This window comes from Sulfobacillus thermosulfidooxidans DSM 9293 (genome assembly GCF_900176145.1).
GTDB classification, from domain to species: Bacteria; Bacillota; Sulfobacillia; order Sulfobacillales; family Sulfobacillaceae; genus Sulfobacillus; species Sulfobacillus thermosulfidooxidans.
The window spans coordinates 3,398,892-3,422,016 of sequence record NZ_FWWY01000001.1 but is presented as its reverse complement, the minus strand read 5'-3'; the positions used below and the strand labels follow the sequence as shown (position 1 = coordinate 3,422,016).

20 protein-coding genes are annotated in these 23,125 nt (G+C 47.0%); 11 read left to right on the top strand and 9 right to left on the bottom strand.

Going from position 1 to position 23,125, the window contains the following annotated elements; all coding sequences use genetic code 11:
- The first annotated feature begins 130 nt into the window (after positions 1 to 130).
- Positions 131 to 2,023: a 1,4-alpha-glucan branching protein GlgB gene (gene glgB / locus B8987_RS16845; RefSeq protein WP_084661731.1), complete on the top strand. Its 1,893-nt coding sequence runs from the start codon at positions 131 to 133 to the stop codon at positions 2,021 to 2,023.
- Here the strand turns inward: glgB and B8987_RS16840 are convergent.
- Together B8987_RS16840 and B8987_RS16835 are read right to left on the bottom strand one after the other, a co-directional pair.
- Positions 2,004 to 3,401 (bottom strand): FAD-dependent thymidylate synthase, encoded by a 1,398-nt coding sequence (locus tag B8987_RS16840; protein ID WP_084661730.1) that lies wholly within the window; start codon positions 3,399 to 3,401, stop codon positions 2,004 to 2,006. The two genes, glgB and B8987_RS16840, sit on opposite strands and share 20 nt — an antisense overlap.
- Before the next feature lie 106 nt (positions 3,402 to 3,507).
- Positions 3,508 to 3,834 (bottom strand): hypothetical protein, encoded by a 327-nt coding sequence (locus B8987_RS16835; protein WP_020374758.1) that lies wholly within the window; start codon positions 3,832 to 3,834, stop codon positions 3,508 to 3,510.
- 265 nt (positions 3,835 to 4,099) lie between these two features.
- Here B8987_RS16835 and B8987_RS19755 point away from each other — a divergent pair, with 265 nt between their 5' ends.
- Both B8987_RS19755 and B8987_RS16830 read left to right on the top strand, forming a co-directional pair.
- Positions 4,100 to 4,237 (top strand): hypothetical protein, encoded by a 138-nt coding sequence (locus B8987_RS19755; protein ID WP_020374759.1) that lies wholly within the window; start codon positions 4,100 to 4,102, stop codon positions 4,235 to 4,237.
- Between the two features lie 116 nt (positions 4,238 to 4,353).
- A complete protein-coding gene (locus B8987_RS16830) occupies positions 4,354 to 4,653 on the top strand; it encodes a hypothetical protein (protein ID WP_020374760.1) in 300 nt (99 codons plus the stop codon).
- On the opposite strand, the gene B8987_RS16825 is transcribed toward B8987_RS16830, so the two are convergent.
- On the bottom strand, positions 4,632 to 5,555 hold the full coding sequence (locus B8987_RS16825) for a LysR family transcriptional regulator (RefSeq protein ID WP_020374761.1): 924 nt from the start codon (positions 5,553 to 5,555) through the stop codon (positions 4,632 to 4,634). The two genes, B8987_RS16830 and B8987_RS16825, sit on opposite strands and share 22 nt — an antisense overlap.
- A gap of 194 nt (positions 5,556 to 5,749) precedes the next feature.
- Between B8987_RS16825 and B8987_RS16820 the strand changes: the two genes are divergently transcribed.
- From B8987_RS16820 to B8987_RS16800, 5 genes are all read left to right on the top strand, one after another.
- A complete protein-coding gene (locus tag B8987_RS16820; RefSeq protein WP_020374762.1) occupies positions 5,750 to 6,658 on the top strand; it encodes a glycosyltransferase in 909 nt (302 codons plus the stop codon).
- Positions 6,659 to 6,662: 4 nt separating this feature from the next.
- Positions 6,663 to 7,031: a hypothetical protein gene (locus B8987_RS16815; RefSeq protein ID WP_020374763.1), complete on the top strand. Its 369-nt coding sequence runs from the start codon at positions 6,663 to 6,665 to the stop codon at positions 7,029 to 7,031.
- A 36-nt stretch (positions 7,032 to 7,067) separates the two neighbouring features.
- The gene (locus B8987_RS16810) at positions 7,068 to 7,256 is read left to right on the top strand and encodes a hypothetical protein (protein WP_020374764.1); all 189 of its coding nucleotides are present in this window, start codon (positions 7,068 to 7,070) and stop codon (positions 7,254 to 7,256) included.
- A gap of 142 nt (positions 7,257 to 7,398) precedes the next feature.
- Positions 7,399 to 8,178, top strand: coding sequence for a sulfite exporter TauE/SafE family protein (locus B8987_RS16805; protein WP_020374765.1), 780 nt, complete (start codon positions 7,399 to 7,401; stop codon positions 8,176 to 8,178).
- 119 nt (positions 8,179 to 8,297) lie between these two features.
- A complete protein-coding gene (locus tag B8987_RS16800) occupies positions 8,298 to 9,593 on the top strand; it encodes an O-antigen ligase family protein (protein ID WP_020374766.1) in 1,296 nt (431 codons plus the stop codon).
- 19 nt (positions 9,594 to 9,612) lie between these two features.
- Here B8987_RS16800 and B8987_RS16795 read toward each other — a convergent pair whose 3' ends face one another.
- Positions 9,613 to 10,914 carry a sugar transferase gene (locus tag B8987_RS16795; protein WP_020374767.1) on the bottom strand — a complete coding sequence of 434 codons (1,302 nt, stop codon included), beginning with the start codon at positions 10,912 to 10,914 and terminating at the stop codon, positions 9,613 to 9,615.
- Between the two features lie 99 nt (positions 10,915 to 11,013).
- On the opposite strand from B8987_RS16795, the gene B8987_RS16790 reads away from it, so the two are divergent.
- Entirely contained in the window at positions 11,014 to 12,528 is a 1,515-nt protein-coding gene (locus tag B8987_RS16790) for a beta-N-acetylglucosaminidase domain-containing protein (RefSeq protein WP_176213255.1), read from the top strand.
- On the opposite strand, the gene B8987_RS16785 is transcribed toward B8987_RS16790, so the two are convergent.
- The 4 genes from B8987_RS16785 to B8987_RS16770 all read right to left on the bottom strand — a co-directional run bounded on the left by B8987_RS16785 (position 12,525) and on the right by B8987_RS16770 (position 19,710).
- Positions 12,525 to 12,872 (bottom strand): hypothetical protein, encoded by a 348-nt coding sequence (locus tag B8987_RS16785; RefSeq protein ID WP_020374769.1) that lies wholly within the window; start codon positions 12,870 to 12,872, stop codon positions 12,525 to 12,527. The genes B8987_RS16790 and B8987_RS16785 overlap by 4 nt on opposite strands.
- Before the next feature lie 35 nt (positions 12,873 to 12,907).
- Positions 12,908 to 14,002, bottom strand: a complete 1,095-nt coding sequence (locus tag B8987_RS16780; RefSeq protein WP_020374770.1) for an NAD(P)/FAD-dependent oxidoreductase — start codon at positions 14,000 to 14,002, stop codon at positions 12,908 to 12,910.
- Between the two features lie 232 nt (positions 14,003 to 14,234).
- Positions 14,235 to 15,212, bottom strand: coding sequence for an SPL family radical SAM protein (locus tag B8987_RS16775; protein WP_084661728.1), 978 nt, complete (start codon positions 15,210 to 15,212; stop codon positions 14,235 to 14,237).
- Between the two features lie 211 nt (positions 15,213 to 15,423).
- Complete coding sequence (locus B8987_RS16770) at positions 15,424 to 19,710, bottom strand: glutamate synthase-related protein (RefSeq protein WP_084661727.1); 4,287 nt, start codon at positions 19,708 to 19,710, stop codon at positions 15,424 to 15,426.
- Between the two features lie 425 nt (positions 19,711 to 20,135).
- Between B8987_RS16770 and B8987_RS16765 the strand changes: the two genes are divergently transcribed.
- A complete protein-coding gene (locus B8987_RS16765; protein ID WP_020374774.1) occupies positions 20,136 to 21,194 on the top strand; it encodes a glycosyltransferase in 1,059 nt (352 codons plus the stop codon).
- A complete protein-coding gene (locus B8987_RS16760) occupies positions 21,191 to 22,210 on the top strand; it encodes a glycosyltransferase (RefSeq protein WP_020374775.1) in 1,020 nt (339 codons plus the stop codon). The genes B8987_RS16765 and B8987_RS16760 overlap by 4 nt, the downstream gene beginning before the upstream one ends.
- Here B8987_RS16760 and thrB read toward each other — a convergent pair.
- Positions 22,179 to 23,117, bottom strand: coding sequence for a homoserine kinase (thrB, locus tag B8987_RS16755; protein ID WP_020374776.1), 939 nt, complete (start codon positions 23,115 to 23,117; stop codon positions 22,179 to 22,181). The two genes, B8987_RS16760 and thrB, sit on opposite strands and share 32 nt — an antisense overlap.
- Positions 23,118 to 23,125 lie beyond the last annotated feature (8 nt).

The window sequence follows — 23,125 nt, the reverse complement described above, 5'->3', positions numbered from 1 at the left end:
ACGTCTTGAGTCTCCTGGGTGGGCCTATCTCATTCAGGAAAACGCGCCCTCCATGGCACGATACGGGGACGATGATGGAGGGCTAGACCCAAAGCAAGACGTGACAATATCCGGAAGGTGGGTGACAAGCATGCAAGATAGCCTGGACAATCAAACATTGTATCTATTTAACGAGGGCACATTAACCCAGATGTACCGGCATTTTGGCGCACAGTATGTAGACCTCAAGAAAAATACCGTGCGATTTGCGGTGTGGGCCCCAGCAGCGCAGCGCGTTTCTGTGGTGGGTGACTTCAATGGATGGGACCCTAACAAGCATCCAATGAGACCCCTGGGAAGTTCTGGAGTGCATATGGCCATCATAGACCATATAGAACCGGGAACATTGTACAAGTATGTCGTTGAAAATCCTGCCCAAGGATTTGTCAAAGAAAAAGCGGATCCGCTCGCATTTGCTATGGAAATCCCTCCAAAAACAGCATCGGTGGTTACCCGGTTGGACTATGTTTGGCATGATGATGAGTGGATCAATACGCGTTCTAAGATCTCACCCATAGAAAAACCGATAAGCATCTATGAAGTGCATGTGGGATCGTGGCGTAAGCATTCTGATGGCATGTCATTAAGCTACCGGGAACTTGCGGATCAACTGATAACTTATGTGAAGGATCAGGGATTTACCCACGTTGAATTATTGCCTATTATGGAGCATCCGTATTATGGATCGTGGGGTTATCAAACCACCTGTTATTTTGCCCCGTCATCACGGTTCGGATCGCCGCAAGATCTGATGTATTTCATCGATCAATGTCATCAACAAGGTCTAGGGGTCATTTTAGACTGGGTTCCGTCACACTTTGCGACAGATGATTTTGGATTAGCCGAGTTCGATGGTACTCATTTATATGAACATGCTGATCCTCGTCAAGGAATCCATCCCCAATGGCATAGTTATTTATTTAACTATGGACGCAATGAAGTACGCAGTTTTTTGCTCTCGAGTGCGATGTTTTGGCTCGACTATTACCATGCAGACGGGTTACGAGTAGATGCGGTCAGTTCTATGCTGTATTTAGATTTTGGTCGGCAAGCTGGTGAATGGATTCCCAATCGTTATGGCGGGCACGAAAATCTTGAGGCGATTAGTTTTTTGCAGCAGTTGAATCAAGCGGTGCATCAACGGTTTCCCGGCGTGGTTATGATTGCCGAGGAATCTACGGCGTGGCCTCATGTCACCAGTCGGCCGGAAGACGGCGGATTAGGTTTTGACTTTAAGTGGGATATGGGCTGGATGCACGATACGTTAGATTATATGAGTAAAGATCCGATTTACCGCCGTTATCATCATGATAAGTTAACATTTCGTCCCATGTATGCCTTAAGTGAGCGCTTTATTCTACCCTTGTCTCACGATGAAGTGGTTCACGGGAAGGGCTCCTTAATCAACAAAATGGCTGGGGATACTTGGCAGAAAATGGCGAATTTACGGCTACTGTTCGCTTATATGTATGCGACCCCTGGCAAAAAATTACTCTTTATGGGAGCTGAACTTGGCCAGTGGCGCGAATGGTCCCATGATCGCGAATTGGATTGGTTTTTGCTGGATGATCCTGACCATAAGGGGATAGCGCGCTTGGTAAAGGATCTCAACGCCCTATATCATCAGAATCCGGCATTATTTTCTTTAGATTATGATGTGCGAGGCTTTGAATGGTGTGATTTCGGCGATCGGGACGGCAGCGTCATTAGTTTCTTCCGGCATGGGGTGGATCAAGATGTTTTATGCGTATTCAATTTTACCCCTGTACCTCGTCATGGATACCGATTAGGAGTTTTACAACCGGGAGAGTGGCAAGAAATCCTTAATACGGATAGTGTCTATTACGGCGGCAGTAATCTGGGAAATGGGGGATGGGTGTATAGTGACGACCAAAGTTGGCAGGGACGGCCGTACACTCTATCCTTAACCTTGCCGCCCCTGGGTGCTTTATTTTTGAAGAAGGTTAACGCTGAAACGGGTTAAATTCGCCAGGAGGTGTGACTCGAATGTAACGAGCGAAATCGGGCAATTGCTGTCTCAAAGCCTCGTACATGTCCCATGCGAGTTGCCGGTAACTGAAATGGCCTTGGGAGCGACTACGAAGTTCGATGATATAGGCAGCCTCGGCCAGATCCATACTCATTAAAAGCCTTCGTTTATGCGCTAACGGCAGTAAGTACGGCAGAGAGGACGTATCTGAATATGCCGAGAGCTCGTCATAATACGCCGAAAGCGTCGCGATGAATTCATAATCTAGGCCAGCCTCGGTTAAGGGTGCTGGGATAGAAAATTTCAGATCGGGGTTAAGGGATTGTGCAATTTTGTGGGTTCGGCGGTGCCGATTAAAGTCTCGATAAGCCCCTGTGTCCATAATCAAATCAAATTGTAAGGGAGCCTGGCGCAAAAGGCGAAGCCATTCATCATGAGGCCCACGCACTGAAAAAACCTGTGAAATCAATTCTTGTTTTTCTGCAGTCGTTAAAGTGCTAGCGAACTGCAGACAAGAGCGATAAGAGGCTTGTCCAAAAGCATAGAGCAATTGAGCAATTTGGGCATCTAAAAGGGGAGCTTGAATCGTTAATTCAACGGCTTGCGCAGGCAACGACGGGACCTGTTTTGCTAAGGGTTCTATAATGGTCCGCACAGCCATTAAATAGGCATCCGCTTCGGTATACTTTACCAATGTTGGTAATACAGGTTGGTTGGTTTGATACATTAAATCCACGGCGGGTTGATCGGCAATGCTCTTTTTGAGTTCCCGTGCAATATTATGGACTTCCGGGAAAGGCGACGCAAAAAGGCGCCGAATTTGTTGTTCTAGTACGCGGGCACTGGTGATCTGCCCGAGGCTTGTTAGCGTATTGAGTGGTAAGCAATAACGCGCAATGTCTAGGGCTCTGGCATGAATAATGCGGGCGTAAGTTTTCTCTGGCATGTCTGACGGTCTAGGATATTGCTCGGTCAATAGACTCGTACCCAGTTCCTGCATCTGATGATATAAGGCCCAGAGCTTATGTGTGGCCGTATCATAGGAGGAGGGTGCAGTTTCTGGACGATAGTAGTCGGAACTGTCGAAATTCTGGTAGCGTGTCGAACGTTCTTGTCCATCCCATAAAGGTTCATCGACAATTTCCATGGCAGCCAACAACGAAATGTCTTCTATTGCTATGGCGACATGGGCTAAATCCGCTATAGATGCGTGGCCATAATCAAAATAAAAGGTTTTCAGAAATTTGGCAGCCTTATCTTCTGTGAGATTTTTTAAATTATCGGCAAGTGAGCGGTTTGACCGCGAATATTTGGCCATGCCATACGCTAAAACTTCGGGCGGAACATTTGTAACAGCATATATATGTGGCATTGCTATCTCCCTTAATACGATTGAAGTAAGGAATGGGCGCTACCAACAGCGCCCTCAATATGGTGACAAAGATATGGTATCACAGTGGCGAGTGATCGAGGTGAACTCAGCGATACCGGAGACCAATGAGCATAATTGCTGCGGATCGTCCTGCACTCGATAATTGACCGAGTTCGGACAACTGGCAATCGCCATCTTGGTGAAGAGCATGAGCGATACGTAACAGGGTTCGTTGTTCGGGTGAGTAGTGAGTAGCCTCACGATGGATGGCTTCCCAATCCACGTAACGGTTGTCTAGATCGACCCATTGCATCAACCGGGCGCGCTGATTGTCTGTAAACATTGGAAGAGAAAAGGTCTCGATAACCGCGTTCCACTGAGGAGTCTGTTTAACCCAGATATGAGGTCCGACAAGATACTGGTAAGTCGTCATAAACTGCCTCCTTTGGGAACATTCTTCATATATATTAACGCAATAGATGTCGAATGTGAAAAGCAAAGATTGGAATTTCTCTTTAAAGGTCGAATAGAAAAGCAAAAGCTGGTATATTAGCGAATTTTGCCGTGGCGCAATTTGTCTCTGGTGTTATATGATTTATATTTACCGTAGATTGACATAAACTTTATCCTAAAGCACGGGTACGGCGACGCTTGTGTGAGAGCTCGTCGTACGGAAATGATTAAAGGGGAACAATTTTATGCGAAATCACCAATCATCACGGGAAAGTTGGGAACCGAGAAGACAATTTGGATGGCAAAAATGGTTTGCTATCCTTACGGCTGTGATCTTTTTGTCTTTAATGTTTGGAGGATTTCTGTCACTATTTATCCATTAAAAGAGCAGGATGCAAAAAAAATGATAAAGGTGGTATGCTAAAAGAGAACTTGCTTACCCTATTGACGAACCTGATTCGATGTTAGTCGGGCCAAAGTTTGGAGGGAGGCGATGCGAATGTCTGATGAATTCGACCAGTTCGCGCAAAAGGCATTAGATGAAGCGCGTCACAGTGGATATTTAGAAGGACATGCTGATGGTTTGCAAGAAGGATTAGAAACCGGATTGCAGGAAGGAACGCTTTTAGCCTTAAGGGCTGCCTTATTGCGTATGACGAATCATCGCTTCGGATCGACTAGCAACTCCTTTAGGCTACGGGTCGCATCGGAAAATCGAGCAGGACAATTATACGCCTGGATGGATCAAGTGATGAGCGCCTCAAGAATTGAGGAAATTCAAGATCTTTTGAGTCCATAAAGGCGCGCGTTAATGCGTGACGATGATTCCAAAACGAGATGGATAAAGGGATTAATATGCGATGGCAGTACATCGTGATGAGTGATAATACTAAAATTGCGAAGAATCGTTAACCCCTTTATCTCAAGTTGATGAAAAACCGAGTCTTCTTCTGGGGTAATAACCAGAGGAGAAAGAACACTGATCCCAAAACCTTGTTTAACCATGGATTTAATGGCTTGGGTTGTTGCTAAGACTAAGCGGACATTCAATTGTTGGATGTCCATGTTTACAATTTTTAAAGCTTCTTCCAACGCTGAGCGCGTTCCTGAACCGGGTTCCCGGATAAAAAGAGGCTCCTGAGCAAATTCCTCGAGACTGATGTGTTCACGGTCAAACCATGCGTGATTTTTTCCGACAATAACCTGGAGACAATCGGAAAAAAACGGTTGCACGGCAATTTGGGGATGGTGCAGCGTGCTTTCGATTAAACCTACATCACATTGCTTATGAAGAACTTGTTCAAACACGGCACGGGAGTTAGCCATCATCACGGAAACACTACATTGGCTGTGTATCTTGCAGTATTGTGGCAGAATCTCCGGGAGGAAATATTCTGCAATCGTAAAACTGGCGCCGATGCTTAAGCTTTGGGGTCGAGAACTTCTGGAACGAATAATCGCTTCCCGGGATTCGTGAGCAATGTGCAAGAGATCATTGACATACCGGTATAGAATTTCCCCTGCTTCAGTTAAGTGGACTCCTTGCGATGTACGGACAAATAGGGAACACTGGTAATATTGTTCGAGTTGGTGAATGTGCTGCGTTACGGCCGACTGGGACAGATTTAAGGACCGGGATGCTTGTGACAAGGATCCGACTTCCGCGACCATTTTGAATGTGGTCCATAATTGCTCATTCATCGTAGACTCCTTGGCCATGCTATCACAAATGATGCTACAGTCCATCTTAAGATACGGATGCAGATCACCAAAGAACTAGATAAAATTTAACTATGATACAAATTATACAGTAACTTAAGGTGACTGGCTACGATGCCTACCGGTCTTCATTGTATGACGAGGCCTTGTCACTAGTAGACGCAAGGAGTTTATTCATGGCACGATTCATACGTTTTCATCTAGGATCTCACCCTACCGATCTTGACCAAGCGGTTGTGGAGCGGCTTACGCCGATAATGAAAAATTGGCAATTACCGACATCTAAACGTTCGTGGCTTCCTTCTCGTCCATTTACCATTGCGGTGGGCGAACAGGCTCGTTCGGGGGATCTCATCGTGCATCCTTTGGGTGACGCGCATACGAAGTGGCCAAGCCCTGTTGGATTGGCATGGGGACATGAGACGTCCGAAACAAAAACTCTTTTACGATTGCCCGCATATGCCCCCAAAGAACTGGGGCTGGATGAGAATGTCTTTGCTATCACCCGCGATCTACGGTTGTCGGAAAGACCACGCATTTTATATTTAGGGTCTTTTCAGGACGGGTCCGGGTTGACGGCATTTTTGGCGGCAATGAAGAGGCTGTTGACGGTGCAAGGGGAGGCGATTTTGATTGGGGGAACGGCTTTCCGTGACCGATTAGCACCTGTTGTGGCCCGTTTAGGTTTGGCCCAACACGTAATTTTTGCTCCTCCTTTATCGGTTAGTCAATTATCGGGTCTGTATCATTCAGCAGATGTCTTGGTGTATCCTGATCGTGATCCTAGTCAGTTATACCGGTTGATAGATGTCTATGCGCATGGTCTTCCCGTGGTGTTAAGAGATACACCTGACACGCGAAACATTTGGGGATATCCTGCGCTATTAGTGTCGAGTGATGATGGCGCCGAGTGGGCTGAAGCGATTCAAGAGGTTATCGATAATCTGCGTTTACGAGAAGTCTTAATTCGGCGTGGAATGGAATTTGCTCAGATGCATGAAACTGGGATAGTCATCGCCGGATGGCGCAGCATTATCGAAAAAATTTCGGGACAAGTGGTTGTGCACGAATCAGGACAGGAGTGACATAATGTCGAGATTACCATGGCTGGATAATTTGGTGCAACCTGTCCATATTATGCAATATGGTCAAGGTCATCCCGCGTTTGTCCAACAATTTGCGGACAATGAGTGGATTTTTTGGGAAACGGTGGACAAGCTTCCTGAGATCGTATGGTCGTGGTTTCCCCGGAACTTACCACTTTATGGGATTGCTCACGAGGATTCGGCAGCACATATCTGGTTTGTGGGTGAACCTATTGGTCAAGAAGAAGCGAGTTGGCGAGATTTAGTCTTAGCCGTGGGTCGTGGGCAAAAAATATTGACGCCAATGACCGAAAGTTTAGTCGATAGCATTGGAGAATCCGTGCATATAGCCGTATTCACCACGCCGAGCTGACCGAAATGTGCTCAGGCAGTTCGCCTGATTGGAGCCATGAGTTTACGTAATCCGCACATTAACGTGTTCGCGATTGATTTGGATAAGGCAAGGGATCTCTTAAAGATCCTGTCGATCCAGACGGTACCGACTTTTGCTTTTAATGAGAATCTTATGGTCTTGACCGCGAACGAATGGATTTTGGCACAAAAAATTTGGCAAGTAGCTACGGCGCAGGAGTTTTGATTAATCAAATATAATTTAACAACGTCTTTTAAATGTTTAATTGTGAAATACGTCGATTAATTTTTCTTGAAGAGTTGTCGTCAAATGACATTATTAAGAGTAAAATAGGGAGCAGAAATATGCAGGGTAGGAGATGTTTTCAATGGTTCATGTCACGGCCATACAACAAGTGTTGGCCGTTATTTCAGGAGTGATTGTGGGTTTCAGCTTAGGCTTAATTGGTGGCGGCGGGTCTATTATGGCCGTGCCTTTGTTGCTATATTTTGTTGGCATTCACGATCCCCATTTGGTTATTGGTACCACGGCATTGGCCGTAGCTGTGAATAGTTACTTGAACCTGATTCCTCACTGGCGAAGCGGTAATGTCAAATGGGGAGCGGCTATAGGATTTGCTATTCCGGGAGCAGTGGGAGCATTTATTGGGTCCTCTATCGGGAAAATCGTTAATGGGAAAGATTTGCTGTTCTTGTTTGCGTTGCTGATGATTGTCGTTGCGATATTGATGCTGAAACCCAAGAAAGGTGAAAGTACGACGACCAGTTTTCATTGGACACATAAAATGTTATTGCGGGTGATTCCGGCGGGATTGCTTGTGGGATTTGTGTCGGGATTCTTCGGTATTGGTGGAGGCTTTTTAATTGTACCGGGACTCATTATGTCAACCGGAATGCCCATGATTTATGCGATTGGTAGCTCGTTATTTTCCGTGGGGACATTCGGGTTAACGACAGCTATCAACTATGCATTCTCTGGTTTGGTATTGTGGCTTGTTGTTGTGGAGTATGTAGGAGGAGGCATACTCGGAGGCGTTTTGGGCACTCGCCTAGCAAACCAATTAAGTAAACAAAAGAGATTATTGAACTTTGTTTTTTCGGGAGTTGTGATTATCGTAGGGATTTATATGTTGACACTGAACGCCTAAATCGCGCTGGACTTTTCTTGGATCATAGAATTCTTTCTAACACGCCACAATCTGTCGGATTGTGGCGTGTTACAATTGGACAGGAAATTGTCTAACGTCAAAGATATTGAGGTGACAGTGTGGCGCTCGTGATTTGTGCTGTAATCGGGCTATTATTGGGAATTAGTGTATGGGTGTATCCCCGGTTATTTATCATGAACCTCTTAGTCACGGCGGTTGGCGTCGAAGTCATTCACCATTGGTATGCAGGGATCGGTCAATATTTCCCATGGATCGCCGTTTTTCTCGCGGGAATTCTTCAAGCGGGTCCTCCTGAATGGAGAAAATGGTGGCAGTTTATACGGCATAATAAAGAATGGATGGCGGTTTACGGGCTGTACCTTATTGGAATTGGCATTTCTACACTCATGGGCATTCACGTGGCCACCTCACTGCGATATGCCTTAGGCGTTCCCGCGGTCTTATTCATTGCAGTCGTTATTGTTCCCTGGTCTATTGAAAAGCGCTTCATAAGCTTAAAAGACCTGTTTCAAGTCATTGCTTTGATGGGCGTGGTTCTTACCATCACAGCTGGGATTGCCGCGATAGTTGACCATTTGGGATTTCCAGTTCCCGTAGGTCATCATATTTTGTTAGCGTGGCAATGGCCATTTGCCAACAAGAATACATTTGGGATGCTTGTCACTTTTGCTTTGCCGGCGGCGGTCTATCTGACGCTTGACCATCGTGAAGATGGTATTATCCGCATTGTTTGGTTTATTGCCAGTATACTTCTACTCATTGGTGTAGCCCTCAGTTATTCCCGATCATCATGGATTGCCAGTATGATTGGCGTCATGATGTTTGTCACGTTTTATTATGGCAAACGTGGCGTCTTGGCGATGTTTGGCATTGGTATTGTGCTTCTCGCAGGACTCATTGCGAAAACTGGACTACACAAGTGGGAACTGTTGTGGCATAAAGGCCTAAACGGACGTATTGTTTTGTGGAAAGCGGGTCTTGATGCGATGCATCATCATTGGGTTTGGGGTGTGGGACCTGGTAACTCGCCCCTCGCGTTGAAACCCTTTGTGCCTGCCATTTATGCGGGTTTGACACCCTCCGATTCCATTTTGCGGTCTGCTGTGGAGTTAGGATTGGTAGGATTAGGCCTTTGGCTTCTTCTTGTGGGGGTTGCGATGATTGGACTACTCATGCGACGGCCTTGGCAAAGCTGGGAGGACAATGCACTGTTTTCAATCATGTTGGCCAGTTTAGCCCAGCAGGTCGTCGAGTCTTTGTTTGTTGGCGGTGTGTCATTTGGGGATTTCTTTTTCACGGTATTTTTGGGAATAGCATGGTACCGAATTTGGGTGGTACCTAAGAATCGTTCTCTCCGTTCCCAAAGATTGTCTCGGCGCGCGCTGCTAGGCTAAATCGCTGGTGAAACCACGTCTATTGTTGGTCTTTTTTAAAGGGAATCTGAATGATGGTGCGAATCACAATAGAAAGATCCTTGAGCCACGACCAGGTTTTGGCATACGCCAAATCATACGTGGCTTTTTCTTCTGGCGTTGAGGTATAGCTACCGGCGACTTGGGCTAATCCCGTCAAACCTGGCGTACTCAAATGTCGTAATTCATAAAAGGCAATATTCCGGCGATGTTGGTCGACAAAAACCGGGCGTTCCGGCCGTGGCCCCACTAAAGACATGTCCCCTTTCAAAATATTCCACAGCTGAGGTAATTCATCAAGATGGGTGGCCCGCAAAAATTTACCAAACCGGGTGATGCGGGGATCATCGGCCTTTGCCAATACTGGTCCCGTAGTCTTTTCGGCATCGGGTACCATCGTACGAAATTTGACGAGCATAAAATGTCGTCCCCCAGCGGTAATCCGTTCTTGACGATAAAGAATAGGACGGCCCGAATCGATGAGAATGACCAAACCAATTAACAGTAAAATCGGGAAGAAAGTGACAAGTCCGAAGAAGGACACCGTAATATCGGCTAAGCGTTTTACTGCGGCTGATCCGTGGCGTGTGCGGATTGAAGCTAAAGAAAACATTGGAGTTTCTCCGAGGGACGTTAATTCGGAACCGGCCACTAATAAGTCATAGGTATTGGGTTTCCATAAGCAGGGAATATTGCGTGTCATACATTCAATGAAATACCGCGATTTTGTTTCTTGATTGACATTGCCCAGAATAACCGCGCCAATGTAAGGCCATAATGCGGATGACAGAGAGTCATCAGGGAGGCGGTAGTGGACACGAATTCTCGGTAAATATTTTCCCGCGCGAATCGTCAGTTCGGGCCATTCTTTTTCGGGACCGACGACCATTACATGGACCGAAGGAGCTGTCCGCAGAGACAAGGACCGGTACATTAATCGCCAAGCGAGAAACAAGATGACTTGCAACATGGCCGAAATAAAGAAAACAGTCCGTGGAAACCCAATATTTTCCATCATATAGGAAAACATGGTCGCAAAAAAAGTGTTGACAATAATTGCCGTAACCACAGAACTCATCACTTCTTGAGACGTTTTCGATGCCGACCAGTCGTATAACCCATAAAAATAGAAAAGAACAAGCAACGAGAAAGTCTCAAACGGGAAGAGCCGGATAAAGGCGTCTAAATTGTAGGGAGGTAATCGAAATGCGAACCGAATGAAAAAGGCAACAAGGTTAGCACCATTAAATACCAAAATATCAATTAATGTGACTAAAATCCAATTTGATACCCATCGTTTCATGAACGTTTCCCCTGGCTAGAGACATTATTCGACCTCATTTTCGCGCAAACGACGGAAATGAGCAACAAGCTTATTGAATCTATGATACATTGTTTTACGATGTTTCGCTTAGGGAATACGGGGGAGATTGTTATCAAACGGGCAATTGGGATTGTGAGCATTATTGCAGCATTGGCAGTCGGTGCGGGACTCATCTGGCATACTGAGTCAAGAAATCTGACAATCCATTCGTCACCTACTAAATCCCACTCATCAGTGGCGCATTTACCTCATATTTCCCGACAAGACTTCATGGCGGGTGTCGTTGAAGGGTTTTATGGACCTGAGTGGTCTTTTCGCGCGACGGTACAGGTTTTACAATTCATGCATCGTCAGGGTTTCAATACATTCGTCTATGCGCCCAAGAATGCGCCCTATTTACGGGCACAATGGAATGTCTTGTTTCCGGCCCAAGCTTTGAAGGCACTTCATCATTTGGTTGTGACAGCCCAAAATAATCGCATTCAATTTGTTTGTTCTATTAGTCCCGGCTTATCCATAGAATACTCATCCCCCCGGGATCAACAACAATTGCTTGCCAAGATTAATCAATTATGGTCCATTGGCATTCATTCTTTCATGATAAGTTTTGATGATATTCCGGACCAGTTAAACGGACCCGATGCACAAATTTATCACAACAATTTGGCGTTGGCCCAAAGTAAGTTGGTTGACAGGGTTTATCGAGACGAATTAAAGGATGGTCATGCTATTCAGTTATTGTTTACTCCAACAGTTTATTGGGGAGTACAAAATAATCTCTATTGGAGTACGTTAAAGACGGAGTTAAATGCGCATATTCCCGTGATATGGACCGGCCCATGGGTTTTGTCCAAAGTCGTCACGCAAAAACAGGCGACTGCAGTTGAGCAGGATATAGGGCATCCTCTTGTGATTTGGGACAATTATCCTGTAAATGACTATACATATGTTATAAGCCACCATCCTCAATTATTTATGGGACCCGTGATGGGACGAAGCCCTCATCTTATCTCCGTCGTGCATGGCTATTTGTTTAATCCGATGTTACAACCTTATCCATCGGAAGTGGCGCTATCCACTGGTGCACAGTATTTAGAACATCCCACTACATACCAACCTATAAAAGCTTGGGTCCAGGCATTAGGTCAATGGGGCAAGCCAGTTCAACCGGCATTGCAAAGCTTTGCAGCAGCCAACTCGGTTAGTTTTATGAATACTCGCCCTCTGGATCACCTTGATCGTCATATGACAGCGTTTTGGAATGGTTACCGTCATCATGATAATTTGCTGAATACCGCTTTATACCGACAATTCACTCGCTGGAACCACAATACACGTATTCTTGAAGAAAAATTGCCACGGTCATTTTACGCACAAATTGAACCGTGGATACAGATTTACCAGGCTGAGGCACAACTCGGGATGACGGTGATTCGGATGTTAAATAATCCGTCAAGTGCGAGTCCGGCGACGGTTCAGGCTATTGTTGCCCGGCAGGATAAAATTAACGCGTCGGCAGATCAGTTAGGAGTGCATACACTTCTAAGCAACTGGTTTGCCGACGCATTTGCCCACGTGCCCTTTAATAATTAGTGGACTTCGTTATTGTGAGGGCTCTTGTCCAATTCAAAGAAACCAATGACCGTAGCCATAAAAATAAAGCTACCTGGTAAGAGCCATAGTGTAAACGAGCCAATCGCTCCACCGACCGTGGCGATGAGCCCGATCCATGATGCCCAACGAGGATTGATAAGGAATAAAATTCCTGAAATCAATCCTAATACGCCCATGATGACGGTGATATGGGAAAACGTGAGCCCATAACGGCTCAGATGCTTCAACAACGCATCATAAACGCCAGGAATGTGTTCAAAAAGACCAGCCAAAATGCCGGTGATTCCGCCGAGAATTCCTAAAACAAAGGCCAGATATTTCATTCATAATCTCCTAGCGATCGTCAGCTTCCGGGCCTCTATAACGGCCAGGGACGATCAAAGATCTTGGACAATTTTAACCGATATTGTTGAAAAGAGATATTTTTCAGGGTCCGAGCGCTAAATCCTCGGACGGGAATTCCCCCGTGTAATACCCATCCAACTCCCTGACCTTCATCCAGTGAAATTAGCATGCCTCGCAGTCGGGGACGAAATTCGGGTCCTGGATTATTCTTCGTAATCCGATTGACAATCGTATTGCCTACAAAATCACCCGCGAGAGCCGCCAGTTGAGCTGTTGCGGGGATTTCCTGGCCGTCGACAACCACATGCCAAAGATCTCCGGCAACAAACACATTGGGGAGAACTTGACCATAGGCATCGGCTTGCGGATATCCACGCGCATCTAAAGGGAGATCGGTTTGACGGATCCATCGAGGAGGCGTGATACCTCCTGCCCAGATGAGCACATCATACTCAAAGTGATCTTTTTCGAGTTCGATATGGGGAGGGTTAACTCGGACTAACTTTTGACCCATGACCACGGTAACACCTGCGGCAACCAGCCGACGGTAGGCATATTGAGATAATCCTAAACCGAGTGCGGGCAATAATCGGTCAAAGGCTTCTACCAAAATCACATCGTGATCATGAGCTAACATGCCGGCAACTTCGACACCGGTTAATCCTCCGCCTATGACGGCAACCCGCTGGTCTTTACCATATTTCAAAGCATCCTTGATTCCCCGTGCATCTGAGGCATCACGTAAAGTGTGAGCCACGTCGCGAAGCCCGGGAATGGGAGGCAATGACGGTTCAGAACCAGGGCACAATATCAGCCAATCATAGTGCACATCATCACCGTTATCTAAGAGAACGCTATGGCGTGTTAAATCGATATTGGTGGCATACTGGCGTATGTGTTGGACACGGGTTTCTGTAAAAAGCCTTTCGTAAGGAACTACATGGTGTTCGATACTATCATGCTTGGCAAGCGCTTCGGGAAGTTCAGGAATTAATTGATGGCCGGTACCCGGCTCAATTAACACGAGCTCAGCCTCTTCCAATTTTTGAAGAGGGCCAATTGCACCTAAACCGGCATAGCCGCCCCCAACAACTACAATTTTTTGCACGACCTTTTGCCTCCTGCATCGGGCGTTTTGCCGACTTCCATATTTATTTATCATGCCACAAGATGTATGCCGAATCAATTAGGTCGATAGCTGAAGGAATGCATGTTAAGCGTTATTGGGCATTTACATCCCGTTTTGAACGCCCCTTGGGATTTGCACTGGCGAATGTTTGGATGACATAATATGCATCGCATTTTTTGTCCGTGCCGTTGGTATCGATAACGATTTCGGATTATCCCTGCACATGGTTGGCTATGTGGGTTTTACTGTAGAGGGTTTGTGCAGAATTCGGGACGGTATGCTGACCAAAAGCAAACTGGTCTTGGTAAATAGCTCGATAGCCGTGCGGACCTTCGGCACTCGCTGCAATGCCATATTCGAGGTGGAGTTGCTGGAGCTTGTGACGTAACTGGGAGCGGTAAGTGCTTTTTACGGTGTAATTGGATGGCTGGTAGGCGCGTGAAAACGCGGGAAGTCGAGAAGCTAAAGAACTATGAGCCAGTGCCTCGCAAAAATACGCATACGTGGTTGGGGTAAAATGTGCAATGCTGGCCATAAGCCATCGAACCTTAATGGATTGTGCTGTCACGAAGATGGAGACTAAGTCATTGTCATCATCGGTAATGGCAGGAAGGATGGGAGCCAAGAACCAAGCCGTAGGCACACCCGCTTCGATTAAATTAGCCATCATTTCGACCCGTCTCATGGGATTGGACGCTCCCGGCTCTAAAATTCGCAACTGCGTAGAATTGAGGGAAATCAAACTGACGTGCACTTGTAGTTGGCCCCGGCGGGCTAACACTTGCAACAAGTCTAAGTCACGCAAAATGAGTGGTGATTTTGTGGTAATGGTCAAAGCATGACCTGTGTCAAGGAACACCTCTAAAATCGAACGGGTGATACGATATTTGGCCTCGATGGGTTGGTAGGGATCTGTGGCTGTTCCCAGGGTAATAATATGATCAAGGGGAACATGGTGATGGTGTAAATTTTGCCGAAGCCGTAGAGGAAAGTTGTCTTTGACGAACAGTTTTTTACTAAAATCTGGACCGATGCTCAAATTGAGATATCGATGGGTATCTCGCGCATAGCAGTAATGGCAGGCATGGGAACAGCCGCGGTAAGGATTTGCGGACCAATCAAATCCCATAAACTCTGTACGGGTCTTATTTAGTGCTTGGTGAGAAGGGATATGAAAAATTTCTACCATGCCTCGCACTCCTTAAGAGAACATTTGTTCGTATTATAAACCGAAGATATAAGAAACACAAGGGAAAAGGGACAAAGTATTCTGACTTTAGTGATCGCGTGATCCGAATTGCGCTCCGGAATAGGGATAATAGCCGATTTGGGTAAGGGATGGATAGGAAAAACGAAAAACCCCAACCGATTAAGGTTAGGGCTTTTTCGAACAAGACGGTTCACTCGGTTGAAATGCTCGGATCCATTTGTTCAGAAGCGGGAACGATTTTCAAGAACCGGTTCAGCGACTGGGCTAAAATGTCTCGAAGTCGTGCAACCAGCTGGTGTTGATTGGTGGTTATCAAGACACGCAAAGCCGGTTCTAATAGCTCATTAATGTCCCGGACATCGTGATCATTAATCGGAACAATTGCAACTTTGGCCGAACGTGCGAGCCGGCTTTCCAAATAGGAGCGCGTTAACCCTTCCTCTGGTTGGTGCAGGAGGTAAATGACCCCGCCAGTCATTCCCGACGCTAGCCATGGACCGGGATCTCCTAGGATAAGACCGCGTCCGCGAGTCATGTATTCAAACCCAAAACCTTTGATCACTGCACTTTCCCATGAATTAGCGGCTGCTTTGGGTGTCGGAATACCATCCCCGAGAATTACAACATCAGCGCCCGCTAAACGGATACCAGCCCGGGCATCGGCTCCACCTTGCACAATAAATATGCCTGCTTGCGCTCCATAGGCCATACTTTTTCCGACATGACCGCCGTAATAGCGTCCTTGGGCATTGGGGGCCTTGACTACAGCAATAAGTCCTCCTGATGCCCCTTTACCTACGCCATCTTGGGCACCACCATGAGCAATGAGGTGCACGCCCTGGCTAAGAAAGGCGCCAAATCCTTGACCTGCGACCCGTTCAACAGGGTTTAAAATCGGAGTCTTAATATCTTTGTAACGAATCCGTTGGCCAGATACATTGGTTCCAATGGACCGACTATTACGAAGGCGCATCGAGCTACGACGAAGGTCACTCTTAGCGACGATTCCTACAGCTTGGTTTCCTTCTGCGACTAATTCATCTTGTTGAATTAAGTCATTCAGCTCATTTAAGAATGTTTCATAGCCGACGAGGTCTTGCCAGCTTGTTTGTCGTAACAGGTGCATTTGCCCGACAGCTTGCTGAATAGAGGTAAAGCCAAGCGTCCTTAAATGCATTCGAACACCCTCGGCCAGACCATTAAATACGTTGACTAAGCCTTCCACTGCCGATTCAAAATCCTGGGGGATAAATCGTTTAAGTCCTTTTTCCTGAGCCTCTTCAAGGGACTCAATTTGCGTGGTAATGCCAACATGGCACGTGTCGAGTTGGCAACCCCGACAAATTGTACACCCTAAAGCCATCATACTTAGGGTACCAAAACCGACTCGATTGGCTCCTAACAATATCATTCGGACAACATCGGCGGCACTACGCAATCCTCCATCCGCCCAAATTTCGACTCGATCTCGCAAACCTGCGAGAGTCAATGCGGCATGCGTAAGCGGTACTCCAATGTCTGCTGGTAAGCCAACGTGCCGTAAAGCATGAACTCGTGCTGCACCTGTTCCCCCTTCGAAACCTGATAAGCTAATGACATCGGCGCCAGCTTTAACAATTCCCACGGCAATTGTTCCGATGTTAGGAACGACAGGAACTTTCACCGAAACGAGTAATTCGGGATTTGCCTCTTTGAGCTCGTCGATTAATTCTTTCAGGTCTTCAATGGAATACAAGTCGTGATTGTTGCTGGGCGAAATGAGATCAACGCCCGGAACCGCGTTTCGAGCATGAGCCACCTTAACTGACACCTTTTTTCCGGGTAGATGTCCACCTTCACCCGGCTTGGCCCCTTGGCCGATTTTGATTTCCGCATAGCGGGCGCCATTAAGCAAATTCGTGTTGACGCCAAAACGACCTGAGGCAATTTGGTGACCACGCCAGTAATAGTACCGACCAATCATGTCCGGGATTTCTCCGCCTTCACCATTCATTGACAGCATGTTCAGGCGTTTACCGGCTTCTGCATAGGCACGAAATGCCGTTTCCCCTTGGGATCCGAACGACATGGAAGAAATGACAAACGGTAACGAATGATCCCCTACCTCTAATGAGACCGGTGTATCCTCGTTGAGGGAATGGGATGCATCAAAAGTGAGAGTTTGGCGCAGTGCGATAGGATATTTGGTTTCCACATGGCGAAGCTGGTCTTCATATTCCCGAGCTGTCATCGAACGATTAGCGAGTTTCTTTACCGCTTTGAATACGTGATTGGTCGCCCGGGGAATAGGTAACAAACGTGTGGCTTCGTTCCGGTAGGACAACCGGGCCGCCAATTGCTGGTTACGGTGTTCTAGCCATGATTCATACGGAGCGGGCGCAAAGGTTTTAATTTGCAGAAGTTCGGCGATGGGCTCCGGTAAACCAATCGCCGAAAACACTCGGCCATAACCTTGTAATTCATGAATTCCCATGGTAGAAATAATTTTTTCAAGGCCGTGGTTCATTACGGTTTTAACCGCTTCATATTGATCCGCGGAAAGGTCCCAAATGAGGTAGGGATTTAAAGCATTAGCCCCTAGGCCCAGCAAGACTGCACTATCATGGAGATTACGGATCATCCCAGAGCAGACAATAATGCTACATTGTCTGCGTAGCCCATGCTGAATTAACGCTGCATCAATAGCTCCCACCGCGAGCGTAGGGTCAAGTCCCACTGAATTTTCTCCAATACTCGCACGGTCATCCAAAATGAGAACTGACGTGCCGGTTTCGACAACGGCAACGGCTTCATGGGCTAATTGATTCACCGCTTCGAGTTCTTCTTGATAAGGCATCATGGACAGATTCAATACGCTAACGTGTGAACCAAAATATTCGGTTAAGCGTTCCATGTCCTCATCATTGAGCCACGGTGATTCGAGTAAGACAGGCTGGGGGACAACAGGTTTTATATTTTGCCATTGTGGTCTGGCACCCAGTAGCGTGGTCAAGGAAAAATGTTCGGCTTCCCGTTCGCGATCTAAGGCGGGATTGGTGACCACCGCCACAGTTTCTTGTAGATAATCACTGATGTTGACGGGGCTTTCAGAAAATGGGGCGAGTGGGCCATCGAATCCCAATGACCCAATTGGTTCCCGGTGTCCTTCAGCGAAAGTCTTAATAAGCTGTTCGTCATCTTTGGTCCAACCGTTGGCGCGGTACACTCCGGTTGGATAGGAGTGGACAGCGTGGCCACGATGTGAGGCTTCCCACTTTTGAGGGGGTTCGCCCATTAATTTATTCGCTAAGCGAGCCATTACGGTGTCATCTTCAACAACATTCACGGGTCCATTTTCGGTCCATTCAAACGCAATCATTTGCCCTGGCCCCAGGACACGCGGTTCCTTAATCCAACTATCCGGCGAGGTAATGCCGGGCTCAGATGACAAAATGAAATATTCTTGCGTTTCTAAGACCCACAACGGTCGGAGTCCCATCGCGTCTACGGCAGCCACAATACTGTTACCTAAACGGTGAACGATGGCGGCTGGACCTTGAGCATAGGGTCCCCATATCGCGCGAATTTGTCGCCATAACGCTTGCAGTGAGGGAGATAATTGTTCGATGACCGCTGGTGAAGGGCTAATGGCAACACGAACAGCTTCAGCGTGACCGAGTTTATCACGTAACACCAACGCCGATAAGAGACGATCGAGATTCTGGGAATCGCTTCCTTGCGGGATTGGTTTAATCCCATGGGCTGCCATTTCATGTTGCAAACGGTCAATCGTGTCAATTTCACCGTTATGAGCCAACCCTAAAAATGGCTGCACCCGTGAAAGATCCGTCGCGGTATTGGTGGAAAACCGATTGTGACCAATGACCGCCCGTGGTTGAAAATGCGTGCCAAGTTGTTCAGCAAGAAGAGGTTCCAGAGCATCAGGGCCTTCTGTTACTTTTAAAACGATATGGGAATTGCTAAACGACGCGATAAGTCCGCTAAATCGCGCCTCCAAAGCCTCAAGTGCTGCAAAGATGTTTTCTGTCTCATGCAGATTACCTTCATACCACAAGGCATGAGAGTCGAGGACTTGGACGCTATCGGTCAGATCTATATGAGAGACCAGACGGCGAAAATTTAGGGTCGGGAGCAATTGGTTCAGTGTTTGGAGAGACTCCCGCCGCGCGGAAATGGGAATAACCAACTGTAAAATCCAGAACCTCGGATCATAGGCGGAGTATGCAGACACTCCGTGCTCTTTGAGGCGTTGCTGCCAGAGTTCTCGAGGAATGTCGACTAATAATCCTGTTCCATCACTCCGGCCGTCGATCCATCCCGCCCGATGATCCATTTGGCGTAACGAGTCAATGCCGACACGCCACAACCGTTCGGTTTGTTGTAGCGTTACCGGTTCTTTGGCAATCGCCGCATAAATCGCACAAGCATCATGTTCGATGCCAATATGTTTAAGTAATGAAAAAGAACGCGAAATCATCAAGGAGACCCTTCTTTCTGGAACGTGATAGTGAAACAATTCATAATCATGCATTGCATTGTATGAAAATGCATTAAATAGCAATAAGTAGCCCTAAAATTACGTATTTAAACGCATTGGTCATTTCACTCGGTGTTTGTGGGCAATAAAACGGCGGTTGCTCAAATCTTCTTACCTTAAAATATATCGAAAACAAGCTGTCAATGCAATCATTCGAATAAAATTACATCAGAATCAAATCATTCTTAGAATACCACGAATGGATCTGACATTCCAAGAGGTTTATCCTATGATTTTGTGATATTTTATGAAAATATTTGGGAACATGACTAAATTCGTTGACATCATTAACTGCGAGCGGGTGTGGCGAATTTTCCTAGTGTCCGTTACAATTGACGGTAGTTTTGATGGGCAGGAGGCGCTCGGTGCGTATCGTTGAGGTAATTACGGGAGGAGAGCCGGGCGGAGCTCAGCGTCACGTTTCCGAACTTGTACAATATTTGGCGAGTCAAAGACATCAGGTCGCCGTTGTCCACGGCGGTGGGCATTGGTTAAGTCAGGCTGTCGAAAAAGTCGCGCCTGTTTATTATCTTCGCTATTTGCAGCGGGATATCTCATGGCAGGATATGGCGGCATTTACCGCTTTATTAAAGATTGTGAGGCAATTGCGGCCGGATGTGATCCATGCCCATAGTTCCAAGGCAGGGATTTTATCGCGCTTGGTTGGCATCATTCTCAAAATTCCTGTGGTCTATACATCCCATGGACTAGTGTTTTTTGATAGCACGCGATCGTGGCGAAGCCGAAAGTTTTATCAACTTTTAGAAACATGGGCCGCAAAACGGAGCCGCGGAATTATTACCTTAAGCAATATGGATTATGAGTTTATGCGGTCAGTTAAAACCCAGGCTATCGTCAAAAAAATTCCCAACGGGGTTCCAGTTCGGGCCTTGTTCCCAAAACAGTTAGGGCATCAGCGGCGCATTGGGTTTATAGGTCGATTTTCTCGAGAGAAGGGTCTCGATGTTGTACTGAAAGCGGCTGAACAGACAATGTCCTGGCAATGGATTATTGCAGGGGATGGTCCTTTTCGAGCCCAAATTATCCACGCTTCCGAACGATTACCCAATTTGAAATGGGTCGGGTGGATGGAGAATCTTGATGAATTTTTCAATGAAATCGATGTAGTCGTACAGCCGTCGTATAAAGAAGGTCTGCCGTATACCGTTTTGGACGCTATGGCGGCAGGAATCCCGGTAGTTGCGACACCTGTGGGTGCTTTAACTGAAGTTCTTGGGGCAATTGATGTTCAACTGCTTTGTCCGGTCGGGAATGTCGAGGCTTTGATTGAGAGCATTCATTATGCTTTTGACCATTATGATCAAATTGCAGAAGCGTCTTATCATCTTGTTAAGAATGAGTACAATCTTAACACCCAACTTGAAAAAACGTTGGGGATGTTAATATCGGTGGTGGAATCGTGAAAACTTTAATTGTGTCTGCCGTTGACCTCCACGGTTCCCCCCAAGGCGAACGTTTGCGGTTAGAAAATATTGTACGGGGAGCTGAGGCTCTTGGTCCTACGGAATTATGGCAGCCCCGAGTGGTTGGCCAACCTTTTACGCGGCTCGCTAGATTAGTCAAATTTAAATCCTTGTATATGGCTCGTCATGTTTATTCTGAAGACTGTCCCCAACGGCCTTATGACCTTGTCATTGCGTTTCAACTGCGAATGGCTCCGTATGCCTTAAAATGTCGTGCTCCTATCCATATATTAGACCTGACTGACAGTCTGGGATTATTTCGAACCCGGTTGAAAACGTTTCACACCGGGATATTGCGGCAAATCATGCTTTGGGGAGTGGATGAACTAGAGATTTTTTGGTCGGGCCAATATTCGGAAGCGTGGGTAAGCGGCTGGCAAGATCAGCAATGGTTGAGCCATCACGGGCTTTCAGCGGTTTTGGTTCCCAACGCGGTAAGAGAGAAAATTTTATTGGCGCCCGGCAATGCGCGGGAGTTATTGTTCGTAGCCAATATGGCGTATTTACCGAATCGACTTGGCTTACAGCACTTTTTGGCACATATATGGCCGACATTGGTGGATGAAGGATATATTTTACACGTGGCCGGACCCGGAACAGAGCGAATTCACGCGCGCGGTGTGATGGCTCACGGCTTCGTCAATGATTTGCGCGCGCTTTATATCCAAGCAGGAATCTGCATCAGTCCTGTGGAACTGGGAACGGGAACCCAAAATAAAATTCTTGAAGCGCTAGGTTATGGGCGCCCAGTGATTACAGGACCATTGGCATGGAAAGCACTGCCGTCCACGGTACAACCCGTTGTTGCTGTCGCGACGACATCTCGGGAATGGCTTCAGCAACTAACACTTTTACAAGATCCGACGACATACGGGCTGCGGGCGAATAGGGGATTTGAGGCGGTTGAGCTAAATGGTTTTCCCGTCACTCGTCGGCTACAGCAGCTTCGTTTTTAATATTATCGATCCACTGAACTTGAGCACCCTCGGCAATCGGTTGTGCATAACGAATCGTCAACGGCCAATGATGGTGTGACGCTAAATCTTTCCAGGCCTTTTCGATAGCTGGTGCATGTTCTGAATCCGTCAAAGCCATAACGGTTGGTCCCGAGCCGGAGAGTGTAGCGGCAAAGGCTCCCGCGTCATAACTCGCCCGAATTAATTCATCGAGTCCCTCCACTAAGACTGTGCGATAAGGTTGGTGCAGACGGTCATCAGCTGCATCTCGCAACACGCTCCAATCATTTTGTGAGACGGCATGAATCCATAGTGCCACCCTTTGCGCATTAAATATGGCATCGTCACGAGAGACTTGGGGCGGTAAAATCGCCCGTGAATCTTTGGTAGGAACCGGATACGCCGGAATAGCTAAAAGACTGGTGAGCGCGGGAGGTGTATAACGGTTGACACGAATCACACTGTTACGATCTCGGTAGACGAGGACAAATCCCCCAAAGAGAGCGGCAGCTACATTGTCCGGATGGCCTTCGATGGCTGTGGCTGTGTGTAAAAGGCGATCCATGCTGAGCGGTTCTGGCAATAATGCGTTGGCCAATAATAAACCCGCAACGACGGCTGCGGCACTAGAACCCAAACCCCGGCTTAAGGGAATTTGGCTGGACACTGTGATGTGTCCTGGGGGAATTATCGACCCTGTCATCTCCCAATACAATCGGCTTGCTGTTGTCCATATCAGGTTGTCTTCATTGCGAGGCAACACCTCAGCACCTTCGCCGAAGGGTTCGATCGTTAACGTTGGAGCCGAACAATAGGTTAATTTTAAATAGAGTGACAACGCCAAGCCTAAACTATCCAACCCCGAGCCGAGATTGGCACTGGTCGCAGGCACTTGAATTAGTAACACGCGGTACT